The sequence below is a fragment of the Thalassotalea hakodatensis genome, from assembly GCF_030295995.1.
Classification (GTDB): Bacteria; Pseudomonadota; Gammaproteobacteria; order Enterobacterales; family Alteromonadaceae; genus Thalassotalea_C; species Thalassotalea_C hakodatensis.
This window is the reverse complement of sequence record NZ_AP027365.1, coordinates 3238850-3265142: the sequence shown is the minus strand read 5'-3', so window position 1 is coordinate 3265142 and position 26293 is coordinate 3238850. Positions and strand designations below refer to the sequence as shown.

The following is a 26293-nucleotide window of genomic DNA, read 5'->3' as shown; positions in this document are numbered from 1 at the left end:
GGTTACTGAATGCAAAATTTATTGCTGAGTACCTTTGATGACTACTGTAAAGATCACACAAAAACGTAATGATTCTACTGAAATTATTATTTCGGGGGAGTTGACAATTTATTCTGTGATGGACATCTATCAAGAATATTTTAAAGCGTTAAAGTTCAAGTCTCTTGTTGTTTTGAAACTTGCAAAAATAGAAGAAATTGATACCGCGGGTATGCAATTGATTTTATCACTTGTCAAAACCACTATCGAAGAAGGAAAAAATTTTCAAATCAGCTCTACTAGTAGCGCAATCCAAGACTTTTGTCAGTTGTTTAATTTATCTATTCTACTAAATACTGATGTGCAGTCATCTCTAGGAGCTATTTAATGTCTTTCGAGTCAGCACTAGAAACTTTCTACGTAGAAGCACAAGAGCATTTAGAACTAATGGACAACAACTTGCTTCAAATGGATGACGGCGAGATAAATAATGAAATTTTAAATGACATATTTAGATCTGCGCATACGATAAAAGGCTCCGCGGGCATTTTTGGTCTTAGTCATATAGTTGAGTTTACCCACGTAGTTGAAAATGTACTAGATAGAGCAAGAGACGGTTTGATTGTTATTGAAAAACCATTAATTGATATACTGTTTAGATGTCGCGATCACATGGAAAAAATAGTTTCATTAACCGTTGAAGAATATAATGCTGATCAATTAACACAATCAAATGGCGCTATTTTACTTGCAGAGTTAATGCCGTGGTCTGATGAACAAACCAAAGATAATGCGATAGATGATAGTGATGAAGCGGTGCTATCACATACAGATATTGAGCGTAATTTAGGGATAGGACATTGGCACATATCATTACGACTTTCAGATGACTGTTTAAAAAACGGTATGGATCCTGTCTCATTTATTCGCTTTTTAGCGACACTGGGCACGATAAAACATATTGAATGTATTCATCATAAACTTCCAGCTTTATCAATAATAGATCCCGAAGAACTGTACTTTGCCTATGAAATAGCGATTGATTCTGAGGCTGAGCAAGAATCGATAGAAAATACTTTTATGTTTGTGCAAGATGGCTCGCAAATAACGGTTTTGCCCCCTACAGCACCTGAGTCTTCACTTTGGACATTAATTGATAGTTTGCCTGAAGAAGAAAACGAGCTCGTTGATATTTTCTTTCGGTGTGGTTCACTTAAAACTGGCGCAACACGTTCGGAAAAAACAACAACTAATATTACAGAAAATCACACTACTTTAGCTGTTCAAGAAAAAACTACTTCTCCCGTTGAAGAGGCAACAACATCCAGCACTAAACCTGCAAGCGCGGGTAAGCAAATACGCATTGACTCTGACCGCCTCGATTATTTAATCAATTTAATTGGTGAACTTGTCATTAATCAGCAACGCATTGATATATTGTCTAACCGAACAGGGAATAGTGAACTGCTTGAAGCCGTTGATGACTTTGAAGACTTCACTGAACAAATACGCGATGCTGCGTTAAATTTACGTATGGTGCCAATTGGCGGCACGTTTCAACGTTTTAAGAGGATCGTAAGAGATACAGCACAAGAACTTGGCAAAGAAATCAATTTGACTATCGAAGGTGCTGAAACTGAATTAGACCGCTTAATGGTTGAAAAAATAGGTGATCCACTCACTCATATCGTGAGAAATGCAATTGATCATGGCATTGAATCTGTAGATGAACGAATTGCTGCTGGTAAGAGTGCGAAGGGGCAATTAACACTCAAAGCATACCATGAAGGTGGTCATATCGTTATTGCTATAAGCGATGATGGCAAAGGCATTGACAAGAATCGCGTGCGCGAAAAAGCGATTGAAAAGGGAATTATTGCTGAACATATTGAGTTAACTGAACATGAATTGTTTCATTTAATCTTTCATCCAGGGTTTTCTACTGCCTCCGCAGTCACCAACTTGTCTGGTCGAGGGGTGGGGATGGATGTAGTAAAACGTAATGTAGAGTCATTACAAGGTAGTATTGAAATATTTAGCGATCAAGGACAAGGTTCTGAATTTCGTATAAGTTTACCATTAACGTTAGCCATAATTGATGGTTTTCACGTGGAAAGTTGTGGTACCCACTTTATTATTCCGCAAGCTACCATTATTGAATGCATAGATCTACATAGTCATTTAGACATTCAAGAACGTAACTGTATTAAATTACGTGGAGAAATGATCCCTTTTGTCAAAATGGCAGATGTTTTTAACCTAACCAAATCTGCAAAAAGTTCATCATTAGATTTGAGTGTAAGTGCTACTGAACAAATAAAATCATCATCTCAAGAACTTGTTATTGTGCAATTTGGGGGAGATCTTGCTGGTATTGCAGTTGATAAATTAAATGGTGAAGTACAAACCGTGATCAAGCCTTTAGGGCCTATTTTTAAACCACTTAAGGGAATAGGTGGTTCAAGTCTATTAGGTAATGGCGATATCGCTTTTATACTCGATATTCCACAATTAATTGAATTGGCGATTGGTCGAGATGGTTTATCTCACAATACGTTATTAACAAAGGAGTAAGTGGAGCGATGGCAAACACTGAAAGGCAACAGAGTACTTCAACCCATCATAACCAATACCTTACTTTTACGATAGGTAAAGAACATTTTGGTATGGAACTGCATCAAACAAGAGAAATTATTGAGTATGCGGGCATCACAGAGGTGCCCTTGATGCCTCAGTTTTTGTCTGGTGTGATTAATTTACGCGGCGAAGTTGTGCCAGTAATTGATCTATCAGTGCGCTTAGGCCGTGAGCCAATAAAAATTCACAAGCGGACATGTGTCATTGTTATTGAATTACATGGTTATGAGCAATATTGCGTACTTGGTTTATTAGCTGATGCTGTGAACGAAGTAGTAGAACTACCCGTTACGGATGTAGAGGAGGCACCAGCGTTTGGTGCCAAAATCCGGGCTGAATTTATTCAAGGTATCGCAAAAGTTAATGATGAATTTATTATTTTGCTTGATGCTGAAAAAACGCTATCTCCTATAGAATTAGCGAGTTTAGTTGAAGCAGAATTACAATAAATAATATACGTATCAATTAGGTACAAGAGGAAACTCACATGCTGAAAAATTTATCACTGAAAGTTAAGGTCTTGTTTTTAGGCGCACTAGTGACACTTGCTTTGTTATTGCTTGGTTTAGTGTCGCTAAATAAGCTGTCTGATTTTCATCAGTCCATTGAGCAAGACTTTACTAGAGTTAAGCAAAATGTTGAGCTTTATAATGAAATTACACATGCCCATGTACTGTTTAAAATTCAGGTACAAGAATGGAAAAATGTGCTAATTCGCGGAAACGATGCAGAACAATACCAGAAATACACGGCACGGTTTCAACAAAACTCTGATCAAGTGCAAGTTTACTTAGCTAAAGCGATTGATGCAGCTAAAACATTGGACCTAGATACCACGAAGCTTGAAGGTGTTAAAAATGAACACAGTGATTTGAAAAAAGCTTATGTTTCCGCGTTAGTCAACTTCGATCCAAACGATGAATTAACGGGTAAGAAAGTAGATAAAAACGTTAGTGGCGTAGATCGCCCAGCAAGCCAAGGTATGACAGAACTTGCTGAAAAAACCGAAGAAAACTTCAACAGTATAGTGCTTGAAACAGAAAATAGAATGACAGAAAAATACAAAAAAGCACAAACATCACTAACGCTTTTTGTACTTATAGGCTCTGTAGTGGTCTTAACGGTAATGGCCTTTATTTTCTGGGACTTATTTAAAACGCTTGGCGGTGAACCAAGATATGCCGCTGATATTTGTAATAAAGTTGCTCAAGGTGATTTGAGTGTTGATATTCAATTACAAGCCAATGATAAAGGTTCGTTATTGATGAGTATTAACAATATGAAAAAACAATTATCGAATGTTATTACTGAAGTTAGAGCTTCATCTGAAGCATTAAGTGCAGCATCATCACAAGTTAACTCTACAGCTCAAACAATCGCGAAAGGAGCTTCGGTACAAGCGGCAAGTGTGGAAGAAACCTCTGCATCAATGGAGCAAATGTCTGCGTCGATTTCTCAAAACAATGAGAATGCCGGAATAACAGATGGTATGGCGCAGCAAGCTTCAACGGAAGCTACATCAGGTGGTGAAGCAGTATTAGAAACGGTTAATGCCATGCAAAAAATTGCAGAGCGAATTAGCGTGATAGATGATATTGCTTATCAAACAAACTTGTTGGCATTAAATGCGGCTATAGAAGCAGGTCGGGCAGGAGATCACGGTAAAGGATTTGCGGTGGTTGCATCTGAAGTGCGGAAACTTGCAGAACGAAGCCAAGTAGCAGCACAAGAGATTGGTGAGCTGGCGAAAGACAGTGTACAACGAGCAGATAAGGCGGGTAAGTCATTACAAGAGATGGTACCTTCTATTAATAAAACGGCTGACTTAGTTCAAGAAATAGCAGCGGCCTCTGCAGAACAAGCAACAGGTGTACATCAAATTAATGAAGCAATTTCTCAAGTTAATCAAACCATGCAACATAATGCAGCCGCTTCAGAGCAACTAAGTGCAACGTCAGAAGAAATGAATATTCAAGCGGTTAGTCTACAAGACTCGGTAAACTATTTTAAGCTTTCTGTTAGTGATCAACAACAAGCAGCGGCTTTCGCATCTCGAGCTTCGCAAGATCGTAAAATTGCTAAAGCGAATGCTAACGCTTCGGCCAATGTCTCTAAACATGTTCAAAAAGCAGCTTCGAAAGATAGTGACGACGCAAAATTTGTTGATTATGAGTAGTCATTGAGAGTGATGGGGACAACAACAAGAGAAAATATACCAACAAAAGAGGAGTTTTCTCTTTTTCAAACTTTGGTACATAACCGGCTTGGTATTAATTTGCCCGCGCATAAACGGGTGATGTTAGGCCATAGATTATTTAAACGGCTAAATGCCTTACAGTTAAATAATTTTAGAGACTATTTTAATTACATTAATCATTTAGAGCATACAAAAGAATTAGAGACAGCATTAGAATTGATCACAACGAATGAAACATTTTTTTTTCGTGAAGAGAAACATTTTGAGTTTTTACAACAAAAAGTTTTACCAAACATATCGGTAAATAAAACGTTTAAAATTTGGAGTGCAGCAGCCTCAACAGGTGAAGAACCGTACAGTATTGCAATGTTAATGCAATATCATTGTAGGTCTTCTTGGCAGTTAATGGCTTCAGATGTAAATAACAGTGTATTAACGCACGCAAGAAAAGGCATTTATAACGATGAAAGAGCGCGATTTTTACCTGCACATTACCGAAAAGAGTTTTGTATGAAAGGTATTGATGAATTTCAAGGGTTTATGCGTGTAAAGCCAAGTATTCGAAATAAGGTTCAGTATTTTACCTTTAACTTGCTTGATGATATGGCATCAATAGGCATGGTAGATTTAATTTTTATTCGCAATGTGATGATTTATTTTACTGATGAAACAAGACAAAAAATTATAGATAACATCCAAACAATATTAAACCCTAAGGGGTGGCTTTTTATTAGTCACTCAGAAACATTACATGGATTGTCACATGATTTTAATATTGTTCAACCAGCTATTTACCAACGGAAATAACTTTATAGGTTGAAGGTAGGTATAAGTGCAAAATGAAATAAATATTCAAGCGGGGGAAACCTATTTTGGCAGCAGTCCCTGTAAGATTAAAACATTATTAGGCTCTTGCGTAGCTGTTACGGTATGGCATCAACGTTTAAAAATTGGTGGTATGTGTCATTATTTAATTGCTCATCCTGAAGGTTTAACGGAATATCAACCGCATATTGCAAGTTATAAGTATGGTGAAGATGCGTTGGAGTTTTTAAGTCAAAAAATGCGTGCACATGCAAATATGAATGAATATAAATTAGCTTTATATGGTGGGGCAAATATGTATACGCGTAAGGCTTCCCCTTCAATAGGCGATAAAAATGTATCGCTTGCTAAACAATGGATAAAGAAAAATAAGCTGACTGTAGAGGAAGAAGATGTTTTGGAAAATATCTGTCGTACCATTACCTTAGATCTAGATACTGGCGAAGTATATTTAAGACGTTATCAACAAGAAAGTAGGGCGTAAGCAATCTTTGGGGGGTGGTGCTATGAGTATAGAAGTAATGATTGTTGATGATTCGGCAGTGGTTCGTCAAGTTATTTCGTCAGTGTTAAATCAAGTGAGTGATATCAATGTTTATGCGGTTGCTAACGATCCAATTTTTGCGTATGACAAAATGAAAAAGCAATGGCCAGATGTTGTCATTCTTGATATTGAAATGCCGCGAATGGACGGGATCACTTTTTTAAAAAAAATAATGGCGGAAAAGCCAACACCCGTGATTATTTGTTCATCATTAGCTGAACATGGCGCTGAATTATCACTTTCAGCATTGGCTGCAGGTGCTTTTGAAATTATCACTAAGCCAACAATAGGGGTGAAAAACTTTTTAGAAAGCTCAGGTAAAGAAATTATAACGGTAGTAAGAGCAGCTTCAGTCGCTAGAATTCGTCGAGTAAAGCGACAAGTATCGGCGCTACCTGAAGATATAGCACAAAAACAAGATGATTTTAGTCACGAACCTATGAACATGCCTTTGGATACAGACTTAGCAAGTCTGGCGAAAACAACTGACCGAGTGGTTGGTATTGGTTCCTCAACAGGAGGGACAATTGCTTTGGAAAAAGTATTAACACAATTACCTAGAACTTGCCCTGGTATTGTTATAGTACAGCATATGCCTGAAAAGTTTACTGCTGCATTTGCTGAACGGTTAAATTCGATTTGTGCAGTGGAAATAAAAGAAGCTTCTTCTGGTGACAGGATTATTCCAGGCCACGTATTAATAGCGCCAGGAGGTAAGCATATTCAGGTGAAAAGATCTGGTGGGCAATATATTACGATTGTTTCAGAGGGACCAGCAGTTAATCGGCATTGTCCGTCTGTTGATGTTTTATTTAATTCGTTGGCCACACACGTCAAGCAAAATGCTACAGGAATAATTCTTACTGGTATGGGGAATGATGGGGCTAAAGGATTATTAGCCATGAAGGTGTCGGGTAGTAAAACTGTTGCCCAGAATGAAAAGTCTTCTGTGGTGTTTGGCATGCCTAAAGAAGCAATCAAATTAAATGCTGCAAAAGAGATAGTTGATTTAGATGATATGGTTAAATTTATAAATTAATCTGAAAAACAAGGCTTATAAGGTAAGTAGATGAATAAAACAAAAGTACTTGTCGTTGACGATAGTAAAGTACAACGCAACCATGTTATTGAGTTGTGTCGTCAGCAAGGAGTGATTAATATCGAAAGTGCGGAGAATGGTCAAGTTGCACTAGATATGTTGACAGCCAATCAATTTGATCTTGTATTTATAGATTTAGAAATGCCAGTGATGGACGGGGTTGAATTAGTTAGTCAAATAGCTGAACGTAAATTAGTCGGCGCGGTGATTATTTTAAGCTCAAAAGATCCTTCGTTAATACTAAGCATTGGTACTATGGCTGAAAGCGACGGCTTATCAGTTGTGGGTACTTTTCAAAAACCGATGAAAGAAGAAGATCTAGCCATTAGTTTGAACCGAATGACCAATGACTTTGTAAAAGTAAGTAAGAAAATAGTCAATGAAGAATTAACCAAAGAAGACTTGCTTCGAGCTATGGTTAATCGTGAAATCACACTTTATTACCAGCCAAAACTAACGGTTAAAGGGTTATTATTAAAAGGTGTTGAGGCTTTATCTCGGTGGCCTCATCCGGAGCGAGGCATGATTTCACCGGTTCAATTTATAGATGCAGCAGAACGTTTTGGTGTGATTTCTCAATTAACTGAATATTTATTTGATATTGCATTACACGAAAAAAAGCAGTGGCAAGAACGTGGATTGAATTTTCATTTATCTTTAAATTTATCTCCGTTATCTCTAGCGGATCAACATCTAGCAGAGAGAATTTTTAATCAAGTTCAACGCTATAATATTGCCCCTAAAGATGTGGTATTAGAAGTGACTGAAAATGCGCTATCAGGTGAAGTGTCAAAAGCTATTCAAACGCTTGCAACACTAAGGCTTAAAGGGTTTAATTTGGCAATTGATGACTATGGTACAGGGTTCGCAAATGCTCAGCAACTGTCAAGAGTTCCTTCGACAGAGTTAAAGCTGGATAGAATTCTTGTTGATAATGTATCTACTAACCCACACCAACAAGCTATTTTGAAGAGTACGGTTGCATTAAGCAAAGATTTACAACTAACAACGGTCGCTGAAGGTGTGGAATACTTAGATGATTATAAGTTTATTTATCAGTTAGATGTCGATTTAGTGCAAGGTTATTATTTTGCGAAACCTATGGCGCCTAGCGATTTGATTGATTGGATTAAACATGAATTAGGTGAACATCGTAAAGCCATTCAACGTGAATTATCGTCTTAAAATTACGATAAATTTATCGTAGCGTTAATTCCATCCAGTATCTGGTTGATGGATAAGATTGGTATTTATCCTTCCATAGTCCTAATAATAAAATATTCAGGCCAAATTTCTTTGACTTCATTTTGCCATGGCACATCAATACTGCCGTTGGGTAATAGTTTCAACCAGTATTTTGCCCACTTTCGTACTATTTTTCCTGACTTACTTAGTTTTAATGGGGCAAAACGGCACTGATATTGTTCATCGTTATATTCACACACTTGAGCACTTTTGGCTGTTTTAAATTTAACCATTAGCACCTTACTGATCACTTCAACATTTGAATAAGGCAATAAGTTTTGTTCTTTTAATGTTTTTAGTATTCGTGCTTTTTCAACACAAACTTTATTGTAGGCGTCTATGTGTGGCGTATCGATATAGCCTGTTAACCCCCAAATAGCTTGACGCTCTCTGTCTGCTGTTTCTTTTAGCGGAACAAGCACTTGATTAATGCGTTCAAGATCGTTGAGGGTGTACATGATAAAATCTCAATATAGGTTTAGTGTTAAGTTGAGCAAGAATGAACAAATTTAGCTTTCGAAAATTACTATTGAGCAAGCCAAATAAGAAAAGCTTTAAAATCAATAGAGTTTGCAAAGCTAATGACACTTGAGCCACTTTTGTGGTTTACCACTGCTCGGTTTTTGTTAACAGAAATTGAATGCACAGGTTGCATTATCTGGATCTGTTGTCCGTTATAATTATAAGACATATAAAATCTCGAAAATAGAAGGCAATATTGCCAATATATAAAATATTGCTGCATCGAAACAATAGCGTGAAATCAATCGAAAAATTCGATAAGCAATTACTTAGTTTTCTAAAGATGGCTATCTGGAGCTAGGAAAGACATTACAATAGGAATAGTCAGATTATATGTGAGAGGGAATACTAATCTGCTGGCGCAGTATAAAGCATGAATAAGTAATATACAACTAACATATATTTAGAAAAACAAACAAATTAAGGAGGGAGCGCGGTAAATACGCTTAAATCTGTTTTTTTTTTTAATATTAGAGCGTGTTGATCTTTCATGTTTACTTTTGCCGCAATTTGTTTGGTATTTATACAAGGCAACACTTGCGCTGTGTAGTTATTCTACTCCAGTCAAGCGTTAACACAGTAGAAATGCCAAACAGATACAGCCCGAAGAGTTCAACTAAACGCCTCCTACTCTTTGTTACTTGAATTAACCATTGAATGACTATGCAATAATCCAAGTGCCGCGATCAGAAGGCGTTTAATTTGAACAAAACTTAAACAGCAAAGATCAACACGCTCTAGTAAATGGATAATCCTAATTCTTCGGCAAGTCCTGCGATAAAGTTCATACCGACAACGGAATTGCCAAAACTATTTAATGGTGGGCTCCATGCACAAATAACACCGAAATTAGGCACAATTGCGACAATTCCACCTCCTACGCCGCTTTTCGCCGGTAAACCAACGGAAAAAGCAAATTCACCAGATTGATCGTACATTCCACTCGTTGATAAAATAGCATTAACTCTATGCGCTTCTTTTCGTGTGCATACAGGTGTATTGGTTAATGGGTTTATACCTTTATTGGCTAAAAATAATAAGCTTTGTGCTAATTGTTGGCAATTCATTGTAACTGAACATTGTGTAAAATAATGTTCTAATACATCAGGCACTTCAGCTTCAATATTATTAAAACTTTTCATCAAATATGCTAACGCCGCATTGCGATTACCGTGAGTGAGCTCTGATTGAAACACATCATGATCAATATGAATATCTTCGTCGTTGGCTATGGTGCGTAAAAAACTGACAAAAGCGAGTTTACTTGCTGAATAATGGCTCACTAAAACATCTGAAATTAAAATAGCGCCAGCATTAATAACCGGATTTCGAGGTATGCCTTTTTCCCATTCAAGTTGAATAATTGAATTAAACGGTTGTCCAGAAGGCTCCATATTTACACGTTGCCATAATGAATCGCCTACGCGGTTCATCGCCATGACTAAACCAAACACCTTTGAAATGCTTTGAATTGAAAAGGCATGTTGGTAATCACCTACACCAACAAAGTCCCCATCAATTGTCGCAATAGCTGCACCCATTAAGTTCGGATCTACCTCTGCTAAAGCAGGGATATAATCAGCGACATTACCACGAGAACTACTATCATGTTGTGCTAAGAGTAGTGTTTGCAATTTTTCGCGTAAATTCGATAAATCTTTATTCATTCAGTAAGCTTTCGTTGAATTTTACAGAAGGGGCTATTTTACATAATTAGGCATTGATAGATACCCTCGTGATAGGTGATGAGTTATCTTTTTTTAACTGATCTGTAACGGTACCATTTATTGAATAATTGCATAGTAATGTAGGTGCATTTTTGAAACAAGTAACACCTCTAACAAATCAGGTTAATCTCTGGGGTCAATCTAATAACTCATCTTGTATCTTGCATCGTTTATTGAAATACTTCCAACTCTAGCAATAGCTACCTTATTACTTACATTATTAGTTCTGTTTCGATAGATAAAGGTTTTAATGCTAGAAGGAAATATTCTTACTGAAAAGCCTTTACATGCTACCTCGGATACTATGTATTCCTTTTCTTTGGGTTCAAGTTCAAAAAGATACTGATTTGTGAAAACATTTACAGATAAAGTCATATTGCCGCCTTTAATTGAGGCTTATTGATAAGCCAGATTTAAGCAATACAAATTGAAAGAAGCTAGAGCCGTAGAAATTATATTTTGTTCCCATATGAGATTATAAACCTCCAGAAACAAGAAAACCCCTATGTTGCTCATAACAAGCTACATAAGGGTCTCAATGAATGGTGCCGACTGCCGGAGTCGAACTGGCGACCTACTGATTACAAGTCAGTTGCTCTACCAACTGAGCTAAGTCGGCACACAAAGGCTGTGTGCGATAAAACTATTCTATTGAATGATTTACCTTGGCACCGAATCAATGTTTGTTGATTAACATAACACTCATTCTAAATGATGGTGCCTCGACCCGGAATCGAACCAGGGACACGAGGATTTTCAATCCTCTGCTCTACCGACTGAGCTATCGAGGCACATTGATAATACTAAATACTATCTTTGTACTTGTCTTTTTGGCTTCGCCTTGAAGACGGGGCGTATTAAACTGTTTTTCGTTTCTTGCGTCAACCCTTTTTTTTCAAAAAATGTTTGTTTGGTGTTTTTTTCTTCGTATTGTTGCCATTTGAAGCGAATATCGGTTGATATTATAGCTAATGATAATTGAATTAATCATATTAGCTATAATTTAAAGCGGCGTTTATTTTTGCTCTGGCGTGTAGCCTTCGATATTTGGTTCGATATTGTTGAATAAAAAATCGACCATCGACTTTTCTAGCACCGTGCGATCATCAGGGTTCATCATATTCATTTTATGTTCATTAATCAGCATCGTTTGTTTTTTTTGCCAATCTGTCCATGCTTCTTGACTGATGTTTTCGAAAATACGTTTACCAACGTCTCCTGGGTACAATTGAAAGGCTAAACCTGGCGCTTCTTTTTGTAACTTTTGGCAAAAAACCATTCTACTCATAATTGTTCTCTATCAAAGTGCATTGAATTTGCGCGCATTATAACGTGACTGGCTTAAATTTTCTTGGCTTTTTACAAAGGTACAGCTAAGTAATATCGCTCGCTAGAGCGCCTGACTTTAGAAATTGAGTAAATAAACAAGCGCTGAATAATATGCTGTTTTAACGTCCCAAGAAATTCAGTGTCCGGTTGTCCGTACATTCGTTAAGTGTCCGTAACTTAGGTGTCCGCGGACACTTTTTATACAGGGTGGTTTATTTAAAGTTATTTAAAAACAATGAGTTGTCATGATGGTACGTTGTCTGCTTTATCAAGTCAGCACTGACAGATGAGGAAAATTAATGATCAGGGATACTAGCCAACAAGATACGCAAGTCGTTTCAAAAAACTCAAACAAAGTAAAGAAATTTGCATATATTGCGATCATAGGCGCGATTTTGTTCGTTGCTTGGCAAGCGACATCTTCTTGGTTAAGCGCAGATAAAAGCATTGCGCGTGACCAATTAAAATTAGCGATAGTAGAACGTGGCGACTTATTAAGAGATATCGTTGCTTCAGGAAAAATTGTCGCAGCAAATGCCCCAATCGTTTATAGCCCAGAGCAAGGGTTAGTTACGTTGAAAGTGAAACCTGGAGATATGGTTGAACTTGGACAAAAAGTGGCAGAAATAGATAGCCCACAACTGATGGCAACCCTTGGACAGCAAAAAACCTTGGTTCAGCGCTTAAGTTCAGCATTAAACCGTGAAAAGTTAGCTTCGCGCAGAAAACAACTTGAGTATCAGCAAAAACTTGAATTAGCCAAGGTTGATCTTGCAGCAGCAGAGCGTGAAGCTCGTCGCGCTAATCAATCTATTGAGCGTAATATTATTAGTCAAATTGATTTTGAACAAGCACAAGATGAGCTTTCAAAATCACGTTTACGTACCCAGCATGCAGAACAAGAAGCAACACTGGCCATTGATACATTAGCGTTCGAAGTTGAAAACAAAGCATTAGAACTTAAAGCCGAGCAGCAACGCTTAACGGAGTTACAAAGAAAGGTTGATGAGCTCGATATCATGTCGCCGGTGAGTGGTATTGTTGGTAACTGGTTAGTTGAGCAAAAAGCCAAAGTCAATAATAACGATTCTTTGATGATGATCGTTGATTTATCTGCCTATGAAGCTGAGTTGCAAGTACCAGAAGCATATGCTGATGAGCTTGGCTTAGGTATGACAGTAGAGGTGAGCATGGCAGGTAAAACATTATACGGCCAGTTAGCGTCAATTTCACCCGAGGTAATTGGCAATCAAGTGACGGCAAGAGTGCGTATGGATAAAACACAAGGTGCAGGGTTAAGACAAAACCAACGTGTGAGTGCTCGTATTATCTTGGAGCAAAAAGACAATGTATTAATGGTGCGTAGAGGTCAGTTTTATCAAAGTGGAGCAGGCAAGTTAGCTTACTTGGTGCGTGATGATTCTGCCGAACGAATTGCGATTGAAAGTGGTGCAACAAGTATGAGCCATATCGAAATTGTAAAAGGGGCAAAAGAAGGTGACACCTTAGTCATTTCAAGCCTAGAACTCTTTGATGATAAAGCGCGTGTATTGCTTTATTAATCCGATTAAAAATAAAAAACTATGGAGAACAGTATGTTAGTAATGTCAGATATTAATAAAGTGTATCAAACGGAATTAGTGCAAACCCACGCGCTACGTGATTTTAACTTAACAGTAAAAGAGGGAGAATTTATTGCAGTCACTGGGCCTTCAGGCTCAGGTAAAACCACTTTTTTAAATATTGCTGGTTTATTAGAAAATATTTCATCAGGTGATTACCAACTTGATGGTCAAAGTATTGTTGGGTTAAGTGATAAAGAACTTTCACGTTTAAGAAATGAAAAAATTGGCTTTATCTTTCAAGGGTTTAATCTTATTCCTGATTTAAACCTATTTGAAAATGTTGATGTGCCATTACGGTATCGCGGATTCAGTACTAAAGAGCGAAAAGAAAAAATTGAGCATGCGCTTGAACTTGTTGGGTTGGCATCGCGAATGAAACATTTACCGTCACAGTTATCGGGTGGGCAGCAGCAACGGGTTGCCATTGCAAGAGCATTAGCAGGTGAGCCTAAGTTTTTATTAGCGGATGAGCCAACCGGTAACCTTGACAGTTTAATGGCAAAACAAGTGATGGAACTATTAGAAAAAATAAACAAACAAGGCACTACTATCGTCATGGTAACACACGATGCTGAACTTGCCCGTAGAGCAGAGCGTAATATTCAGATCGTTGATGGGCAACTTTGTGACTTTACCATGTACCAAGGTGGCGCAACCGCAAAAGATCAGGAAGCAATCGCCTAAAAGGCTAAGGAAACAGCATGTTTAGTTATTACATTCAACTTGCGATAAAAAGCTTAAAAAGCACGATAGGTACTACGCTGTTAATGGTATTAGCAATAGCCTGTGGTATCGGAATTTCAATGACAGCATTAACGTTAAATCACATGACGGGCAATAACCCGATCAGTGAAAAATCAGATCAATTATTTGCGGTTCAGTTGCAATCAACGGGTAGCAGTTCTACGTGGAACACCACAGATAATGTACCTCAACAATTGACTTATCAAGATGCAGCTAATTTAATGCGGGCTTTACCTGAATTAAAACACACACCCATGTATAAAACGGGTTTTTCTGTGCGTACGCTTGACCCTGAGTTTGCCCCTGTTTTGCGTTCAAGCCGTGTTACTACCCGTCATTTCTTTTCAATGTTTGACGTTAATTTTCTTTATGGCGGTCCATGGAGTAAAACTGTTGATGAAAATCCAACCTTCCAAGTGGTGATCAGTGAAGAGTTAAATGACAAGCTATTTGGTGGTGGTGATAATACCGGGAAAGAAATTTTCTTAAATGCAACGACTTATCAAATTGTTGGCATTACAGAGTCTTGGCAACCCAAACCAAAGTTTTATGACGTTAACAATGGCGCGTTTCAAAGCACTGAACAGCTGTTTATTCCCTTCGTTTTATCCAGCGTTTACGAGTTACAGTCTTGGGGAAATAATAATGGTTGGAAAGAAGAACGTGTTAATAATTACCAAGAAAAGCTCAACTCTGAAATCTTATGGACACAATACTGGGCAGAACTGCCAACGAAAAAAGATCAAGACACATTTTCACAGTTTCTATCAGGGTATGTTAGCCAACAACAAAAGTTAGCAAGGTTTGAACGTGACGATGCAAAAGGGCTAATACGCAATGTTCAGCAATGGCTTGATTATAACAATGTTGTTGGTGACGACTCATACGTGTTGGTTGCGGTGAGCTTTATGTTTTTAGTGGTATGTTTAGTGAATAGTATCGGTTTATTACTGGCTAAATTCTTACGGAATGCTCCTCATGTAGGCGTTCGTAGAGCACTAGGTGCTAGCCGTGGGCAAGTATTTGCTCAACACTTAGTTGAAGTTGGTCTACTTGGACTGCTTGGTGGGTTACTTGGATTAGCATTTGCGTATTTTGGTTTGTCATTATTGAAAAATAATTTTGATGGCTTTGACTTCGTTGCCACGATGGATATCACCATGTTTTTAGCGGCCCCCATCATAGCGGTGAGCGCTACAGTATTGGCAGGGATTTACCCCGCATGGCGAGTGTGTACTACGCTTCCCTCTATTTATTTAAAAACTCAATAGGAGCTGCATTATGTTACATATTTCTCCCATTTTTAATGCCATGATGCGAAACAAAAGCAGTGTTGTTTTGATTATTATGCAAATTGCCCTAACGTTAGCAATCGTCAGCAATGCGGCTTTCATTATTAAAGAGCGTATTGATGATATGCAGCGAAATAGTGGTATTCCTGAAGCTGAAATTGTTGGATTATCAATGTATTTCTATGATGAAAATGTAGATATCACCAAACAATTACAAGTAGATCAGCAAAAAATCATGGAATTGCCTTACGTTATTGAGGCTACTGGCATAAATCAACTACCACTTTCTGGCAGTGGCGATTCTTGGGGTTTTAGAAATCAGCCTGAAATGGAAGGTGCGTTAACGTCTGGTGCTGGTGTTTTTGCTGGTAATTCCAATATTACTCAATTGTTTGATCAACAAATCACTAAAGGCAGAAGCTTCCGACCTGATGAAATGGTCATTCGCGATAGCGGTGCTAATGCACCTAAAGTTGCCATTATCACACAAGCATTAGCAGATGAATTGTTTCCAGACGGTGATGCGCTAGGAAAATATATTTACAGTATCGACTTACCTTTTCAAATTATTGGTATTATGGATAAAATGCAGGGGCCATGGGTACATTCACCGTTAGTAGAAAAAACAGTGTTATTGCCTGCAATTTATGATGAGCAATTTATCCGTTTTGCTATTCGTGTCGAACCTGGTGAAGCTGATACTATGATTAAAAATGTGCAAGATATTCTATTAAAGCTAGAAAATCGTCGCGTGATTAATCCAGCCTCTACAATCGCCGACATGAAAGCGACTAGTTATCAACGTGATAAGCTGATGACGAATATGTTGATGGTTATCATTGCAGTACTTATTTTTATCACGGCGCTTGGTATTGCCGGCATGACCATTTTTAATGTAAATCGTCGTCAAAAACAAATAGGTACACGCCGGGCGCTAGGGGCAAGTCGTGCAGATATTCAAGGTTACTTTATGACGGAAAGTGCATTGATTGCTGGCTTAGGGATTGTCTTAGGTATTATTTTGGCGCTAGTGCTCAATAACTACTTGATGACCTACTTTTCTTCTGAAGCATTATCTTTTAATTATATTGGTGCAACGTTAGTAGGGATTATTGTGGTCATTGAAATTGCGGTATTTATACCTGCCTTAAAGGCCTCAAAAATTTCACCAGCTATCGCCACCCGATCAGTCTAGTGATGTTGTTTAAAAGGAAGCATTAGCATAATTGCTAATGCTTTTATTATAAGGAAAGTGTAATGAAAAAAATATGGTGTCTGTTTATCTTACTTGTTTTTTGTTCTACAAGTTTCGCGGTAGTTATTAGGCATGACAAAAGTGCAGATGATTATGTTGTTAAGAAACCACCACAATATTTGGTCAATATGCCACATGAAGGTCAAGGGGTTTTAATTGCCCCAAACTGGGTTTTAACGGTAGCACATGTGATTTTCTATGATTATCAAGGTAAAACGATTGATATTGCGGGCAAAGAGTATGTAATTGAATCAGTTTTCATCCATAAAGATTATCGAAAGCTTGAGTCGTCCACCTTGGATAAAGGTACGAAAGCCACAATGGATTTTCAGTTTGCTAATCGTGATATTGCCTTGGTAAAGCTATCAACATCAGTTGATAGTGTCAGTCCGTTATCTATTTATACTAAGTCAGATGAATTAGGTAAGCGCGTTATTGGTTACGGAAAAGGCGCTACAGGAGATGGCATTGGCGGTGCAGTTTTCGAGACCAAGCGTGATAAAGTGCTACGTAAACTCGAAAATAAAATTGAGGAAGTAACACCTTACTGGTTAGCGATAGCATTTGACCAACCTGAAAAAGCGTTACCGTTAGAGGGAATTGATGGTTCTGGAGATAGCGGTGGACCTGTAATTATCAAAAAAGATGGTCGTGAGTGGTTAGTAGGTATGTTTTCATGGGATTATGTGGACGGCCCTTTGAGTGATTTTCAAGCTGGGTTATATGGCCATAAGTCATATCAAGTGAGGGTATCAAGTTATCAACCATGGATATCATCAATAATTGCAGCAAATTGATTCATTTCAATCATTGAGTTTGATAGGCTGATACCCTTTGTGGTGATATCAGTTAAGTTAAGGTAACAAGCTGATTTATGGAAAAAATATTAGTAGTCGATGATAATCCATCGGTCTGTAATGCATTAAGCATTTTATTAGAGTTACATGATTATCAAGTGGTTACGGCCAGTTGTCCTGCTGAGGCGATGCCGATACTTAACTATCAGCGTATTGCACTGGTTATTCTTGATATGAACTTTACGCAAGACACCACCAGTGGTGAGGAAGGTAAACAGGCTTTTTATCAAATGCGTGAAATGCTGCCTGATTTACCGATCATTTTGCTTACCGCATGGACAGACTTAACGACAGCAATAGAGCTTGTTAAGCATGGGGCAGCAGACTATCTTGCAAAACCGTGGGATGATGAAAAGTTACTCATCACCATCAATAATTTAATAGAGTTATATGAAGTGAGACAGACGTCTCAAACGCTGATCAATCAAAATAGAGAGCGCGAAACGCATTTAAGTGAGGCTAATTTATGTGGCTTAATTTTTAAAAGTACCAATATGCAACGTTTAGTGGATATGAGTGTTCAGGTTGCTAAATCAGACGTTAGTGTCTTAATTACTGGTCCAAACGGTGCAGGCAAAGAAAAAATTGCTGATATCATTCATGCAAACTCCTTTCGCGCGGCAAAGCCTTTTATTAAAGTTAATGTTGGTGCGTTGCCAATTGATTTGATGGAAGCTGAATTATTTGGTGCCGAAGCTGGTGCCTATACGGGCGCCAACAAGCGTCGTATAGGGCGCTTCGAAGCTGCCGATGGCGGCACACTCTTTTTAGATGAAATAGGTAATTTATCGCTTTCAGGGCAAATTAAGTTATTGCGTGTATTACAAACTGGCGAGTTTGAACGTTTAGGTAGCCATGAAACGATAAAAGTTGATGTCAGGGTTGTGAGTGCAACAAATGCAAATCTTGCTCACGACATTAAACAAGGTACTTTTCGTGAAGATTTATTTTATCGCCTCAATGTCATTGGTCTTGAACTACCAGTATTAAATCAACGTACTGACGATATTCTTCCTTTAGTGGAGCACTTTACCCAGAATAGTAAAGCGATGCCTAAAATAACCGCGCATGTACTTGAAGCACACCCTTGGCCTGGAAATGTACGTGAGCTTGAAAATGCCTGTCAGCGAGCCATGTTGTTGTCTAAATCATCAGAGTGGCAGCCAGAAGATTTTGGTCTAAATAACGATGTCATGCAATCATCACATCAAACAGAAGATGTCATCACTCAACACATGGTTGAACAAGCGATTATGGATAACCAGGGTGTTATCAGTCGCGCGGCTAAGTCGCTAGGATTAAGTCGACAGGCTTTTTACCGTCGAATGGAAAAGTTTGGGATTAATAAGTAATGGTTAATACCTTAAAAGGGCGGTTATTAATAACGGCGTTAGGCGCTACTTGGCTATCTAATAGTCTTTTATTCTTATTTTTATCAACGCATGATTGGCTATTACTGTTATTAATTTTAGCGTTTAGTAGTGTTTTTGTTATCGCTATCGTGCAATATTTTTTCACCTTTATTGAAAACAAACTTGTGGCATTAGAAGCAGGGTTGTTGAATTTTAAAGATAATGAATTTTCGAATAGTTTAGCTATTACAGGTAGTGATGAACTAAGCCAATTATGTTACTTGTATAATGATGTTGCAGATAAATTGCGTGCAGAAAAGCAAAGTATTTATCAACGAGAGTTGTTGTTAGATAAAGTAATAGAAAGCTCTCCTATTATGATGTTTTTGGTTGATGATGATGATTATTTTGTTTATTCAAACAGTGAGACGCGTCATTTTTTGAATCAAGGTAAGCGCATGGAGGGTGAACAATTAACACAGTTAATGAAACACTGGCCTGAAACGTTATGCCAAGCGATAACTGAACATCAAGATGGTTTATTTGTCATTGAAGAACAAGACAATAGCGAAACCTGGCATTTATCGCGAGGCGACTTTTTGCTAAACAATAAAAAGCATCAGTTATTTTTATTAAAACAAATGACACGCGAATTAAATCGACAGGAAGTTGCAGTATGGAAAAAAGTGATCAGAGTGATCAGCCATGAACTTAATAATTCATTAGCGCCTATTTCTTCTGTTACGCACTCAGGCCAATTGATTGCGAAGAAATATCAAGATAATAAGTTACCCCTAATTTTTGAAACGATTAAAGAACGCATTGATCACTTAAATAGCTTCATTAGTGGCTATGCAAAGTTTGCAAAACTTCCTACGCCTCGGCTTGAAGCCATCAATATTAATGCCTTTGTTGCACAGCTTCGCACACAGCTGGAGTTTAATGTGCCAGAAAAAATTGCCAATGTTGAAATCATGTTTGATCCAAGCCAGTTAGAACAAGTGATGATCAACTTGATTAAAAACGCACAAGAGTCAGGCTCTGCGCTGTCGCAAGTATCTTTAGAAATAACGGTGACAAGTCAACAAGCAATATTTGAAGTTAAAGATCGTGGCGCAGGTATGTCAGAACAAGTATTAACCAATGCTTTGATCCCCTTTTATTCTACTAAACAGTCTGGAACTGGTTTAGGGCTAGCGCTTTGCCGAGAAATTGTAGAAGCACACGATGGTAAAATTTCTTTGCATAACCGTATTGGTGGAGGCCTTGCGGTATCAGTGGTTATTCCAAGGTAAAGTAAATGTGAGTCACCAATAATCTTGTTCATTTAACAGTGGATTTGAAATTGTAAACAGAAAAACTTTAAGGATAATAAGTCATTGTTATTCAAAATTGTTATTGAGTAGAGCGAAGCTCAACCGTATTACCTTGTGGATCTTTAATATATACAGATTGGCCATAACCCTGTGCGCCGTAACGGCGTTCAAAGCCATTAAAAGGTATATGATGATTTTTAAGGTGTTGTGCTATATCTTGTTCGCTGATCAATTCAAGTTGTAAGCAAAAATGGTCAACGTTAATGCCGCTATCAGATGGAGCTGCTCCACCCATTTGTCCCAACTCACTATCAATAGTAACGATATCAATTAATGCATTGCCTGCACGTAACTGCGTTAATCCTAAGCTATCTTCGGTTTCGCGTTCTATATGACATCCAAGTACCTGACAATAAAAATTTAACATTTCATCAAGTTTGTTAGTACGTAGAACAATGTGATCAATCGCTTTTATTTTTAACATGTTAGTAGTGCCTGTATACACTCCGAGCTGAAAGATTAATTTAATCGCTATTTAACGTGCTGTAAACAAAGCGTTAGTAAAAATTAGCTTAGGTTAAAGCATGGTATAGTTCACGAACTTCATCAAGTATTTTACAACTAGCAGCAGCTAAACCTACGGTGTCACGACTTGCTATGTTGTACCATAAATGAGATTCCCTTTCCGAAATACGTAATTCACGCTGTTCAGGGTGGCACTCGATTAAAATTGGCGTGATATCTAAATGAAAATGACTAAACGTATGACGAAAAGCAGTAAGTGTGCGTTGTTCAACATCTTTTATGCCTAAGTTTACTAAGTCGTTATCAATATTTTCTATCGTTGTTGTTTCTGGAAAACCATATAAACCGCCCCAAATTCCGCTGGGAGGGCGTTTTATCATCAGTACGTTATCACCTTGCTTTAAAATTAGCATAATGACAGATTTTTCAGGTACTTTCTTTTTAGGTTTTTTTTGTGGGAAATGCTGTTGTTCGTTACTAGCGTTGGCTAAACAAGTCGTTGTGATTGGGCAGTTGGTACAATCTGGTTTAGAGCGGGTGCAAAGGGTTGCGCCCAAGTCCATCATTGCTTGGTTAAAAGCATCAACCTGTTTTGCTGGCGTTAACGTTTCGGCAATCGGCCATAGTGTTTTTTCGTATTTACTTTGGCCATTGTAACCTTCAACCATGTAATGACGTGATAGCACACGTTTAACGTTTCCATCAAGTATCGGGTGGTGCTGCTTTAATGCTAAACTTAATATTGCTCCAGCCGTGGAGCGACCAATGCCTGGCAGTGCTACTACTTGTTCGATAATTTGTGGAAATTCACCGTGGTATTCATCTCGCATGATTTGCGCTGCTTTATGCAGGTTTCTTGCGCGAGCATAATAACCTAAGCCAGTCCAATGATGTAGAACGAGATCTTGCTCTGCATTCGCTAAGGCAGTGATATTAGGAAAACTTTCCATAAAACGCTGATAATAGGGAATAACAGTTGCAACTTGCGTTTGTTGTAGCATGATCTCAGAAATCCAAACCCTATACGGCGTTTTGTTCTGCTGCCAAGGCAAATGTTTTCTACCTTGCTGATGATACCAGTTAACAACGGCTTCACTGAAACCTGTTGCTGATTTTGATGAAATACTAATGCTTTGTGTCATAGGAGCGTCAGTGTAGCGAAATTTACTGTTAATGCCAGCAATTTTATGCATGATGCTCGAATGACTATTTATCAACTTCGGTAGACATTTTACTACTCAGCCACTATATTTGGCGGCAAAATACGTATTAAGGAATATTATGAAATTTCAAGCAAAAAACCGCTCAAGAAGGTTGAGAAAAAAACTTCGCGTTGACGAATTCAAAGAGTTTGGTTTTGATGTGGCGTGGAAATTACCTGAAGACACTGATTCAGAAGGCGTTGATAACTTTCTTGATAAATTCTTCGTAGAAGTAATTCAGCCAAATAACCTAGGTTTTGGTGGTGAAGGTGATACCATTTGGCACGGTTTAGTGTGTACAGAAAAGCTTGGTAGCTGTACAGACGCCGATAGAGAAGCCGTTGAAAAATGGCTTAAAGAAAATGGCGCGGTTTCCGTTTCTGTAAGTGAGTTATACGATGTTTGGTGGGCTGAATAGTACGCAACACCCACCAAATTGATGAGTGAGTGTTAGAAGTGATATTTTACAAGTAAATTAACATTTCGCTCGTCAACACCTTTAATGCCAAACTTATTATCCCAGTGTACATATTCAATGCCTACGTAGAGTTTAGATTTAATGTTTAGTGCTGGCGCTAAGTCATACTTTAGCTGTGAGGTAAAATTCATTTGTGCATTGGCGTCATCGGTAGCGGTAACATAATCTAAAAAACCATCGTACATCAAAGGGCCAATTGGTACGGCCCAGCTCAGGGTTGTTTGTACCGCATTATCACCTAAATCGTTATTTTTATGGTAAATGTTAGTTTTAAAAAATAAAAAATTAGGTACCTTAAGGTTGGTGCCAACGCCAACTAGATAATTAGTGAAACCATCTCCAACTTCGGCAGTAGTTGCTATATAGATATTTTCAAAGAGCGTGTTGTGGTAGGAAGATATTTGAAACCGTGGTGATATTTCTATATAGGTTTCACGGTCGCCATTATTTGAATGTAATCTATCGACAAATAGAAAACTATCGCCCCAACTGTAACCAGCAGCATGCTCAAACGTAAACACGGTACGGTCGTTATCGCCAACTTCATAATTATTACCCTTAAGTAAGGTTACGCTGTAATCTGACCATAGAGTATCCGCACTGGATTGCGCGGAAGTTAATACAGCAAAAAGAACAGTTGATTTGATTAAGTTATGGGTAAATGTAAAGAGTTGCTTCATACTTCATTCCTATTCGGTTTTAAATTGAGCAACTAATTGCTCAAGCTGACGCTTTTGATGATCTAATTCATTAATGATATCTGCTGTTGTATTGGATAAGCTTGAGATTTCTGTTGCCATATCGGCGATTCTAGTAACATTTTCATTAAGTTCATTAATAACGCTTGATTGTTCTTGCGTTGCGGTAGCAACTTGCGTGTTCATTGCCGTTATTTCATTGATATCAATTACAACCTCGCCGAGTACTTTTTTGGCCTCGTTGGTTTTCTCTAAACCTTCACTAACTAACGAAGTATTAGCTTTCATAGCCGTTACAGTTTCATTAGCTTGATGTTGTAATCGCTGGATAACATCGTTTATTTCTTGTGTTGAGCTTTGCGTTCTACCCGCAAGTGTTCGTACTTCATCGGCAACAACGGCAAAACCTCGACCTTGTTCACCTGCGCGTGCAGCTTCAATAGCTGCATTTAACGCAAGTAAGTTTGTCTGTTCAGATATACTACTAATGGTATCAACCACAGAGCTTATCATTTGTGTTTGATCGGCTAATTGGGTGATTTTTTCTTGGGTACTCAGATTACTTTTTTGTAACTTGAGCATCACTTGGCTGGTATCTTCAATTTGATGGTTAGAAAAATTTATTTGTTGCTCAGAGCCTTCGGTTTTGGTTGCCGTGTTGGTCGCAAGTTCACTGACTTCCTGAATACTATGGCTCATTTCATTGGTTGCGGTAGCAACTGAGTCTGATTCAGATTGTTGATTAATGACTAATTGGTTAACATTGTTTGCCATTTCATTTAATTGATTAAATGAAGAGGTCATAATACGTTCGGTGTGTTTAATTTCTATCATGATTTCACGCACTTTGCTTAATATTGCGTTAAACCCTTTTGCGAGTTGGCCAAGCTCATCACCACGTTCATCATCAAGTTTTTGTGTTAAGTCACCGCCTTTTCCTGCCATTTCTAGAAGTCGCTGACTAATTTCAACGATCGGCTTGGTGAGCCTTTTAGCAAGTAGTACCATGAGAAAGATAAAAACAGCGACAATAATAAGATTTAGCAGGGCCGTTTTTGTTAATGCTGAGTGTACTTTTGATAATGGCTCAGACCGCGGCAGCATAGCAACAATTTTCCAATTGAGCTCTGATAGTCCAACACTTGCAACGTAATATTCTTCACCTTGATGCTCAACGGTATCAAAAACATAATTGTCATTGTTGTTTAGTAACTTACTTGCTTTGTTATTAAAGCCATCAAAACGACTTAGATTACGTTGTGACAACGATGATAATTTTGGATGAATAATGACATTACCTTGATTATCGGTGACGAAAACATAACCACTTTTACCAATTTTATTGGATAAAATGGCAGCACTTATTTCATCAACACCGTAACCTAAACCAGCAATGGCAATGTTTTTCCCTTGGTAGTTAACACGGTAATTTATAAATGCGGTTAGTTTTGTTGTGCCTTTTTCCACATCAAATGAAACTTCAAAAGGTGCATCACTTTGTAAGAATTGATAAAACCATGGGTCATCTTGGCGGCTTACTTGTCGAGAAATACCTTGATGAGTGTAATAATTTTGACTGATGTTAGACACCCAAAAAACAGTTAATGCGTTATTTTCTTTTTGTAAATGTGATAAATAATCAATAACGTTTTGTTGTTGTTCTTCTGATTCGCCATTAAGGGCCCAATCGAGCATAAACCGGTTTTGACTGATTGATTTCGATAGCGTTAAAGGTGTACTTAATTGCTCTCTAATTCTGTATTTAACTTTTGCAAGTTGATTGGGTAATAAATCCTGTTCAATATTTTCTTGAAAAAGGTGACTAAAAATATAATTGTTTAATGAAATGCTCAGTAGTGACAAGGTGATCAATGATAGGGTTATCACAGCAATAAGCAATCGTCTAATAGATACGTTACGTAGCCAATGAGAGGTGTTCATTGTAAAAACTCTAAGAAGTTATTGTTATTCTTTAAGTATTGCCGAAAAAAAGAAAATTTCACCTTCAGTGGTAAAATAAAATAAAGCTATTTGTGTTTAAATGGATAAACGTAGATAATATGCGCCCTTAATTTTAGCGTGACCAAAGAAAATTCGTTATGACAGAAAGAACCCATAAGACTGTTGAACAAGCCGAACAAGAAGGTAAATATATTCGCAAAGTACGTAGTTTTGTAAAGCGTGAAGGGCGTTTAACAAAAGGCCAAGCAGCGGCGCTAGAATTGTACTGGCAAGAGATGGGCTTAAATTATGAAGACGGTTTATTATCTTTTGAAACTGTGTTTGGTAATAACAATCCTGTTGTTTTAGAAATTGGCTTTGGCATGGGCACTTCATTAGTTGAAATGGCAAAAAATGCGCCGTCGTTAAACTTCATTGGTGTAGAAGTTCATCGTCCGGGGGTTGGTGCATGTATTGCGCTTGCGAAAGAGCAAGAGGTAACAAACTTAAGAGTGTACCAACATGATGCAATTGAAATTCTAGCCGACTGTATTCCTGATGAATCGCTGTCAACGGTTCAGCTATTTTTCCCTGATCCTTGGCATAAGAAAAAGCATCATAAAAGACGTATTGTCTCTCCTGAGTTTGTTGAAACAATTCGCCAGAAACTTAAAATTGGTGGCGTTTTTCATATGGCAACTGATTGGGAAAACTATGCAGAATGTATGTTAGAAGATATGCAATCGTCACCTGGTTATAAGAATTTATCTGCAACAGATGATTATATCCCCCGTCCTGACAATCGTCCGTTAACAAAGTTTGAACAACGAGGACATCGTTTAGGTCATGGCGTATGGGATTTACAGTTCGAGCGAACTTAATTTTATCTGATTATAATAAAGCG

At 37.9% G+C, this 26293-nt stretch carries 25 protein-coding genes and 2 tRNA genes; 17 read left to right on the top strand and 10 right to left on the bottom strand.

Annotated features, from left to right (window positions below):
• Positions 1-37 precede the first annotated feature (37 nt).
• From QUE72_RS14470 to QUE72_RS14435, 8 genes are read left to right on the top strand one after another with little or no spacing between them, the layout of a single operon-like run.
• Positions 38-367, top strand: a complete 330-nt coding sequence (locus tag QUE72_RS14470) for an STAS domain-containing protein (RefSeq protein WP_286269768.1) — start codon at positions 38-40, stop codon at positions 365-367.
• Positions 367-2553 (top strand): chemotaxis protein CheA, encoded by a 2187-nt coding sequence (locus QUE72_RS14465; protein WP_286269766.1) that lies wholly within the window; start codon positions 367-369, stop codon positions 2551-2553. Before QUE72_RS14470 ends, QUE72_RS14465 begins: the two co-directional genes overlap by 1 nt.
• A gap of 8 nt (positions 2554-2561) precedes the next feature.
• The gene (locus QUE72_RS14460; RefSeq protein WP_286269764.1) at positions 2562-3065 is read left to right on the top strand and encodes a chemotaxis protein CheW; all 504 of its coding nucleotides are present in this window, start codon (positions 2562-2564) and stop codon (positions 3063-3065) included.
• A gap of 38 nt (positions 3066-3103) precedes the next feature.
• Positions 3104-4792, top strand: coding sequence for a methyl-accepting chemotaxis protein (locus QUE72_RS14455; RefSeq protein WP_286269763.1), 1689 nt, complete (start codon positions 3104-3106; stop codon positions 4790-4792).
• 12 nt (positions 4793-4804) lie between these two features.
• Positions 4805-5620: a CheR family methyltransferase gene (locus tag QUE72_RS14450; RefSeq protein WP_286269762.1), complete on the top strand. Its 816-nt coding sequence runs from the start codon at positions 4805-4807 to the stop codon at positions 5618-5620.
• Between the two features lie 25 nt (positions 5621-5645).
• A complete protein-coding gene (locus tag QUE72_RS14445) occupies positions 5646-6122 on the top strand; it encodes a chemotaxis protein CheD (RefSeq protein WP_286269760.1) in 477 nt (158 codons plus the stop codon).
• A 22-nt stretch (positions 6123-6144) separates the two neighbouring features.
• Positions 6145-7221: a protein-glutamate methylesterase/protein-glutamine glutaminase gene (locus QUE72_RS14440; protein ID WP_286269759.1), complete on the top strand. Its 1077-nt coding sequence runs from the start codon at positions 6145-6147 to the stop codon at positions 7219-7221.
• A gap of 30 nt (positions 7222-7251) precedes the next feature.
• Positions 7252-8466, top strand: coding sequence for an EAL domain-containing response regulator (locus QUE72_RS14435; RefSeq protein ID WP_286269758.1), 1215 nt, complete (start codon positions 7252-7254; stop codon positions 8464-8466).
• Positions 8467-8531: 65 nt separating this feature from the next.
• On the opposite strand, the gene QUE72_RS14430 is transcribed toward QUE72_RS14435, so the two are convergent.
• The 6 genes from QUE72_RS14430 to QUE72_RS14405 form a co-directional block, all read right to left on the bottom strand.
• A complete protein-coding gene (locus QUE72_RS14430) occupies positions 8532-8984 on the bottom strand; it encodes a hypothetical protein (protein WP_286269757.1) in 453 nt (150 codons plus the stop codon).
• A gap of 801 nt (positions 8985-9785) precedes the next feature.
• A complete protein-coding gene (locus QUE72_RS14425; RefSeq protein ID WP_286269756.1) occupies positions 9786-10715 on the bottom strand; it encodes a glutaminase in 930 nt (309 codons plus the stop codon).
• Between the two features lie 201 nt (positions 10716-10916).
• Positions 10917-11150, bottom strand: coding sequence for an Arm DNA-binding domain-containing protein (locus QUE72_RS14420; protein WP_286269755.1), 234 nt, complete (start codon positions 11148-11150; stop codon positions 10917-10919).
• 168 nt (positions 11151-11318) lie between these two features.
• Positions 11319-11394, bottom strand: a tRNA-Thr gene (locus QUE72_RS14415).
• 96 nt (positions 11395-11490) lie between these two features.
• Positions 11491-11566: transfer RNA gene (locus QUE72_RS14410), tRNA-Phe, on the bottom strand.
• A gap of 224 nt (positions 11567-11790) precedes the next feature.
• Entirely contained in the window at positions 11791-12063 is a 273-nt protein-coding gene (locus tag QUE72_RS14405) for an oxidative damage protection protein (RefSeq protein WP_074499161.1), read from the bottom strand.
• 340 nt (positions 12064-12403) lie between these two features.
• On the opposite strand from QUE72_RS14405, the gene QUE72_RS14400 reads away from it, so the two are divergent.
• From QUE72_RS14400 to QUE72_RS14370, 7 genes are all read left to right on the top strand, one after another.
• A complete protein-coding gene (locus QUE72_RS14400; RefSeq protein WP_286269752.1) occupies positions 12404-13666 on the top strand; it encodes an efflux RND transporter periplasmic adaptor subunit in 1263 nt (420 codons plus the stop codon).
• Between the two features lie 33 nt (positions 13667-13699).
• Entirely contained in the window at positions 13700-14413 is a 714-nt protein-coding gene (locus QUE72_RS14395) for an ABC transporter ATP-binding protein (RefSeq protein ID WP_074499159.1), read from the top strand.
• Between the two features lie 17 nt (positions 14414-14430).
• Positions 14431-15744 carry an ABC transporter permease gene (locus tag QUE72_RS14390; protein WP_286269751.1) on the top strand — a complete coding sequence of 438 codons (1314 nt, stop codon included), beginning with the start codon at positions 14431-14433 and terminating at the stop codon, positions 15742-15744.
• A 10-nt stretch (positions 15745-15754) separates the two neighbouring features.
• Positions 15755-16960, top strand: a complete 1206-nt coding sequence (locus QUE72_RS14385) for an ABC transporter permease (protein WP_286269750.1) — start codon at positions 15755-15757, stop codon at positions 16958-16960.
• Between the two features lie 62 nt (positions 16961-17022).
• Positions 17023-17817 (top strand): trypsin-like serine protease, encoded by a 795-nt coding sequence (locus tag QUE72_RS14380; protein WP_074499156.1) that lies wholly within the window; start codon positions 17023-17025, stop codon positions 17815-17817.
• A 77-nt stretch (positions 17818-17894) separates the two neighbouring features.
• Complete coding sequence (locus QUE72_RS14375; RefSeq protein WP_286269748.1) at positions 17895-19229, top strand: sigma-54-dependent transcriptional regulator; 1335 nt, start codon at positions 17895-17897, stop codon at positions 19227-19229.
• Positions 19229-20524 carry a sensor histidine kinase gene (locus QUE72_RS14370; RefSeq protein WP_286269747.1) on the top strand — a complete coding sequence of 432 codons (1296 nt, stop codon included), beginning with the start codon at positions 19229-19231 and terminating at the stop codon, positions 20522-20524. The genes QUE72_RS14375 and QUE72_RS14370 overlap by 1 nt, the downstream gene beginning before the upstream one ends.
• Before the next feature lie 100 nt (positions 20525-20624).
• Here the strand turns inward: QUE72_RS14370 and QUE72_RS14365 are convergent, their stop codons facing one another.
• Positions 20625-21029, bottom strand: a complete 405-nt coding sequence (locus QUE72_RS14365) for a VOC family protein (RefSeq protein WP_286269746.1) — start codon at positions 21027-21029, stop codon at positions 20625-20627.
• Between the two features lie 88 nt (positions 21030-21117).
• Positions 21118-22212 (bottom strand): A/G-specific adenine glycosylase, encoded by a 1095-nt coding sequence (gene mutY, locus QUE72_RS14360; protein ID WP_286272989.1) that lies wholly within the window; start codon positions 22210-22212, stop codon positions 21118-21120.
• A 139-nt stretch (positions 22213-22351) separates the two neighbouring features.
• On the opposite strand from mutY, the gene QUE72_RS14355 reads away from it, so the two are divergent.
• Positions 22352-22690 (top strand): 50S ribosome-binding protein YggL, encoded by a 339-nt coding sequence (locus QUE72_RS14355; protein ID WP_286269745.1) that lies wholly within the window; start codon positions 22352-22354, stop codon positions 22688-22690.
• A 32-nt stretch (positions 22691-22722) separates the two neighbouring features.
• On the opposite strand, the gene QUE72_RS14350 is transcribed toward QUE72_RS14355, so the two are convergent.
• Both QUE72_RS14350 and QUE72_RS14345 read right to left on the bottom strand, forming a co-directional pair.
• Positions 22723-23430 (bottom strand): outer membrane protein OmpK, encoded by a 708-nt coding sequence (locus QUE72_RS14350; RefSeq protein WP_074499151.1) that lies wholly within the window; start codon positions 23428-23430, stop codon positions 22723-22725.
• A 9-nt stretch (positions 23431-23439) separates the two neighbouring features.
• Positions 23440-25389: a methyl-accepting chemotaxis protein gene (locus tag QUE72_RS14345; protein WP_286269743.1), complete on the bottom strand. Its 1950-nt coding sequence runs from the start codon at positions 25387-25389 to the stop codon at positions 23440-23442.
• Between the two features lie 158 nt (positions 25390-25547).
• Here QUE72_RS14345 and trmB point away from each other — a divergent pair, with 158 nt between their 5' ends.
• Positions 25548-26270, top strand: a complete 723-nt coding sequence (trmB, locus tag QUE72_RS14340; protein WP_074499149.1) for a tRNA (guanosine(46)-N7)-methyltransferase TrmB — start codon at positions 25548-25550, stop codon at positions 26268-26270.
• The last annotated feature ends 23 nt before the right edge of the window (positions 26271-26293 follow it).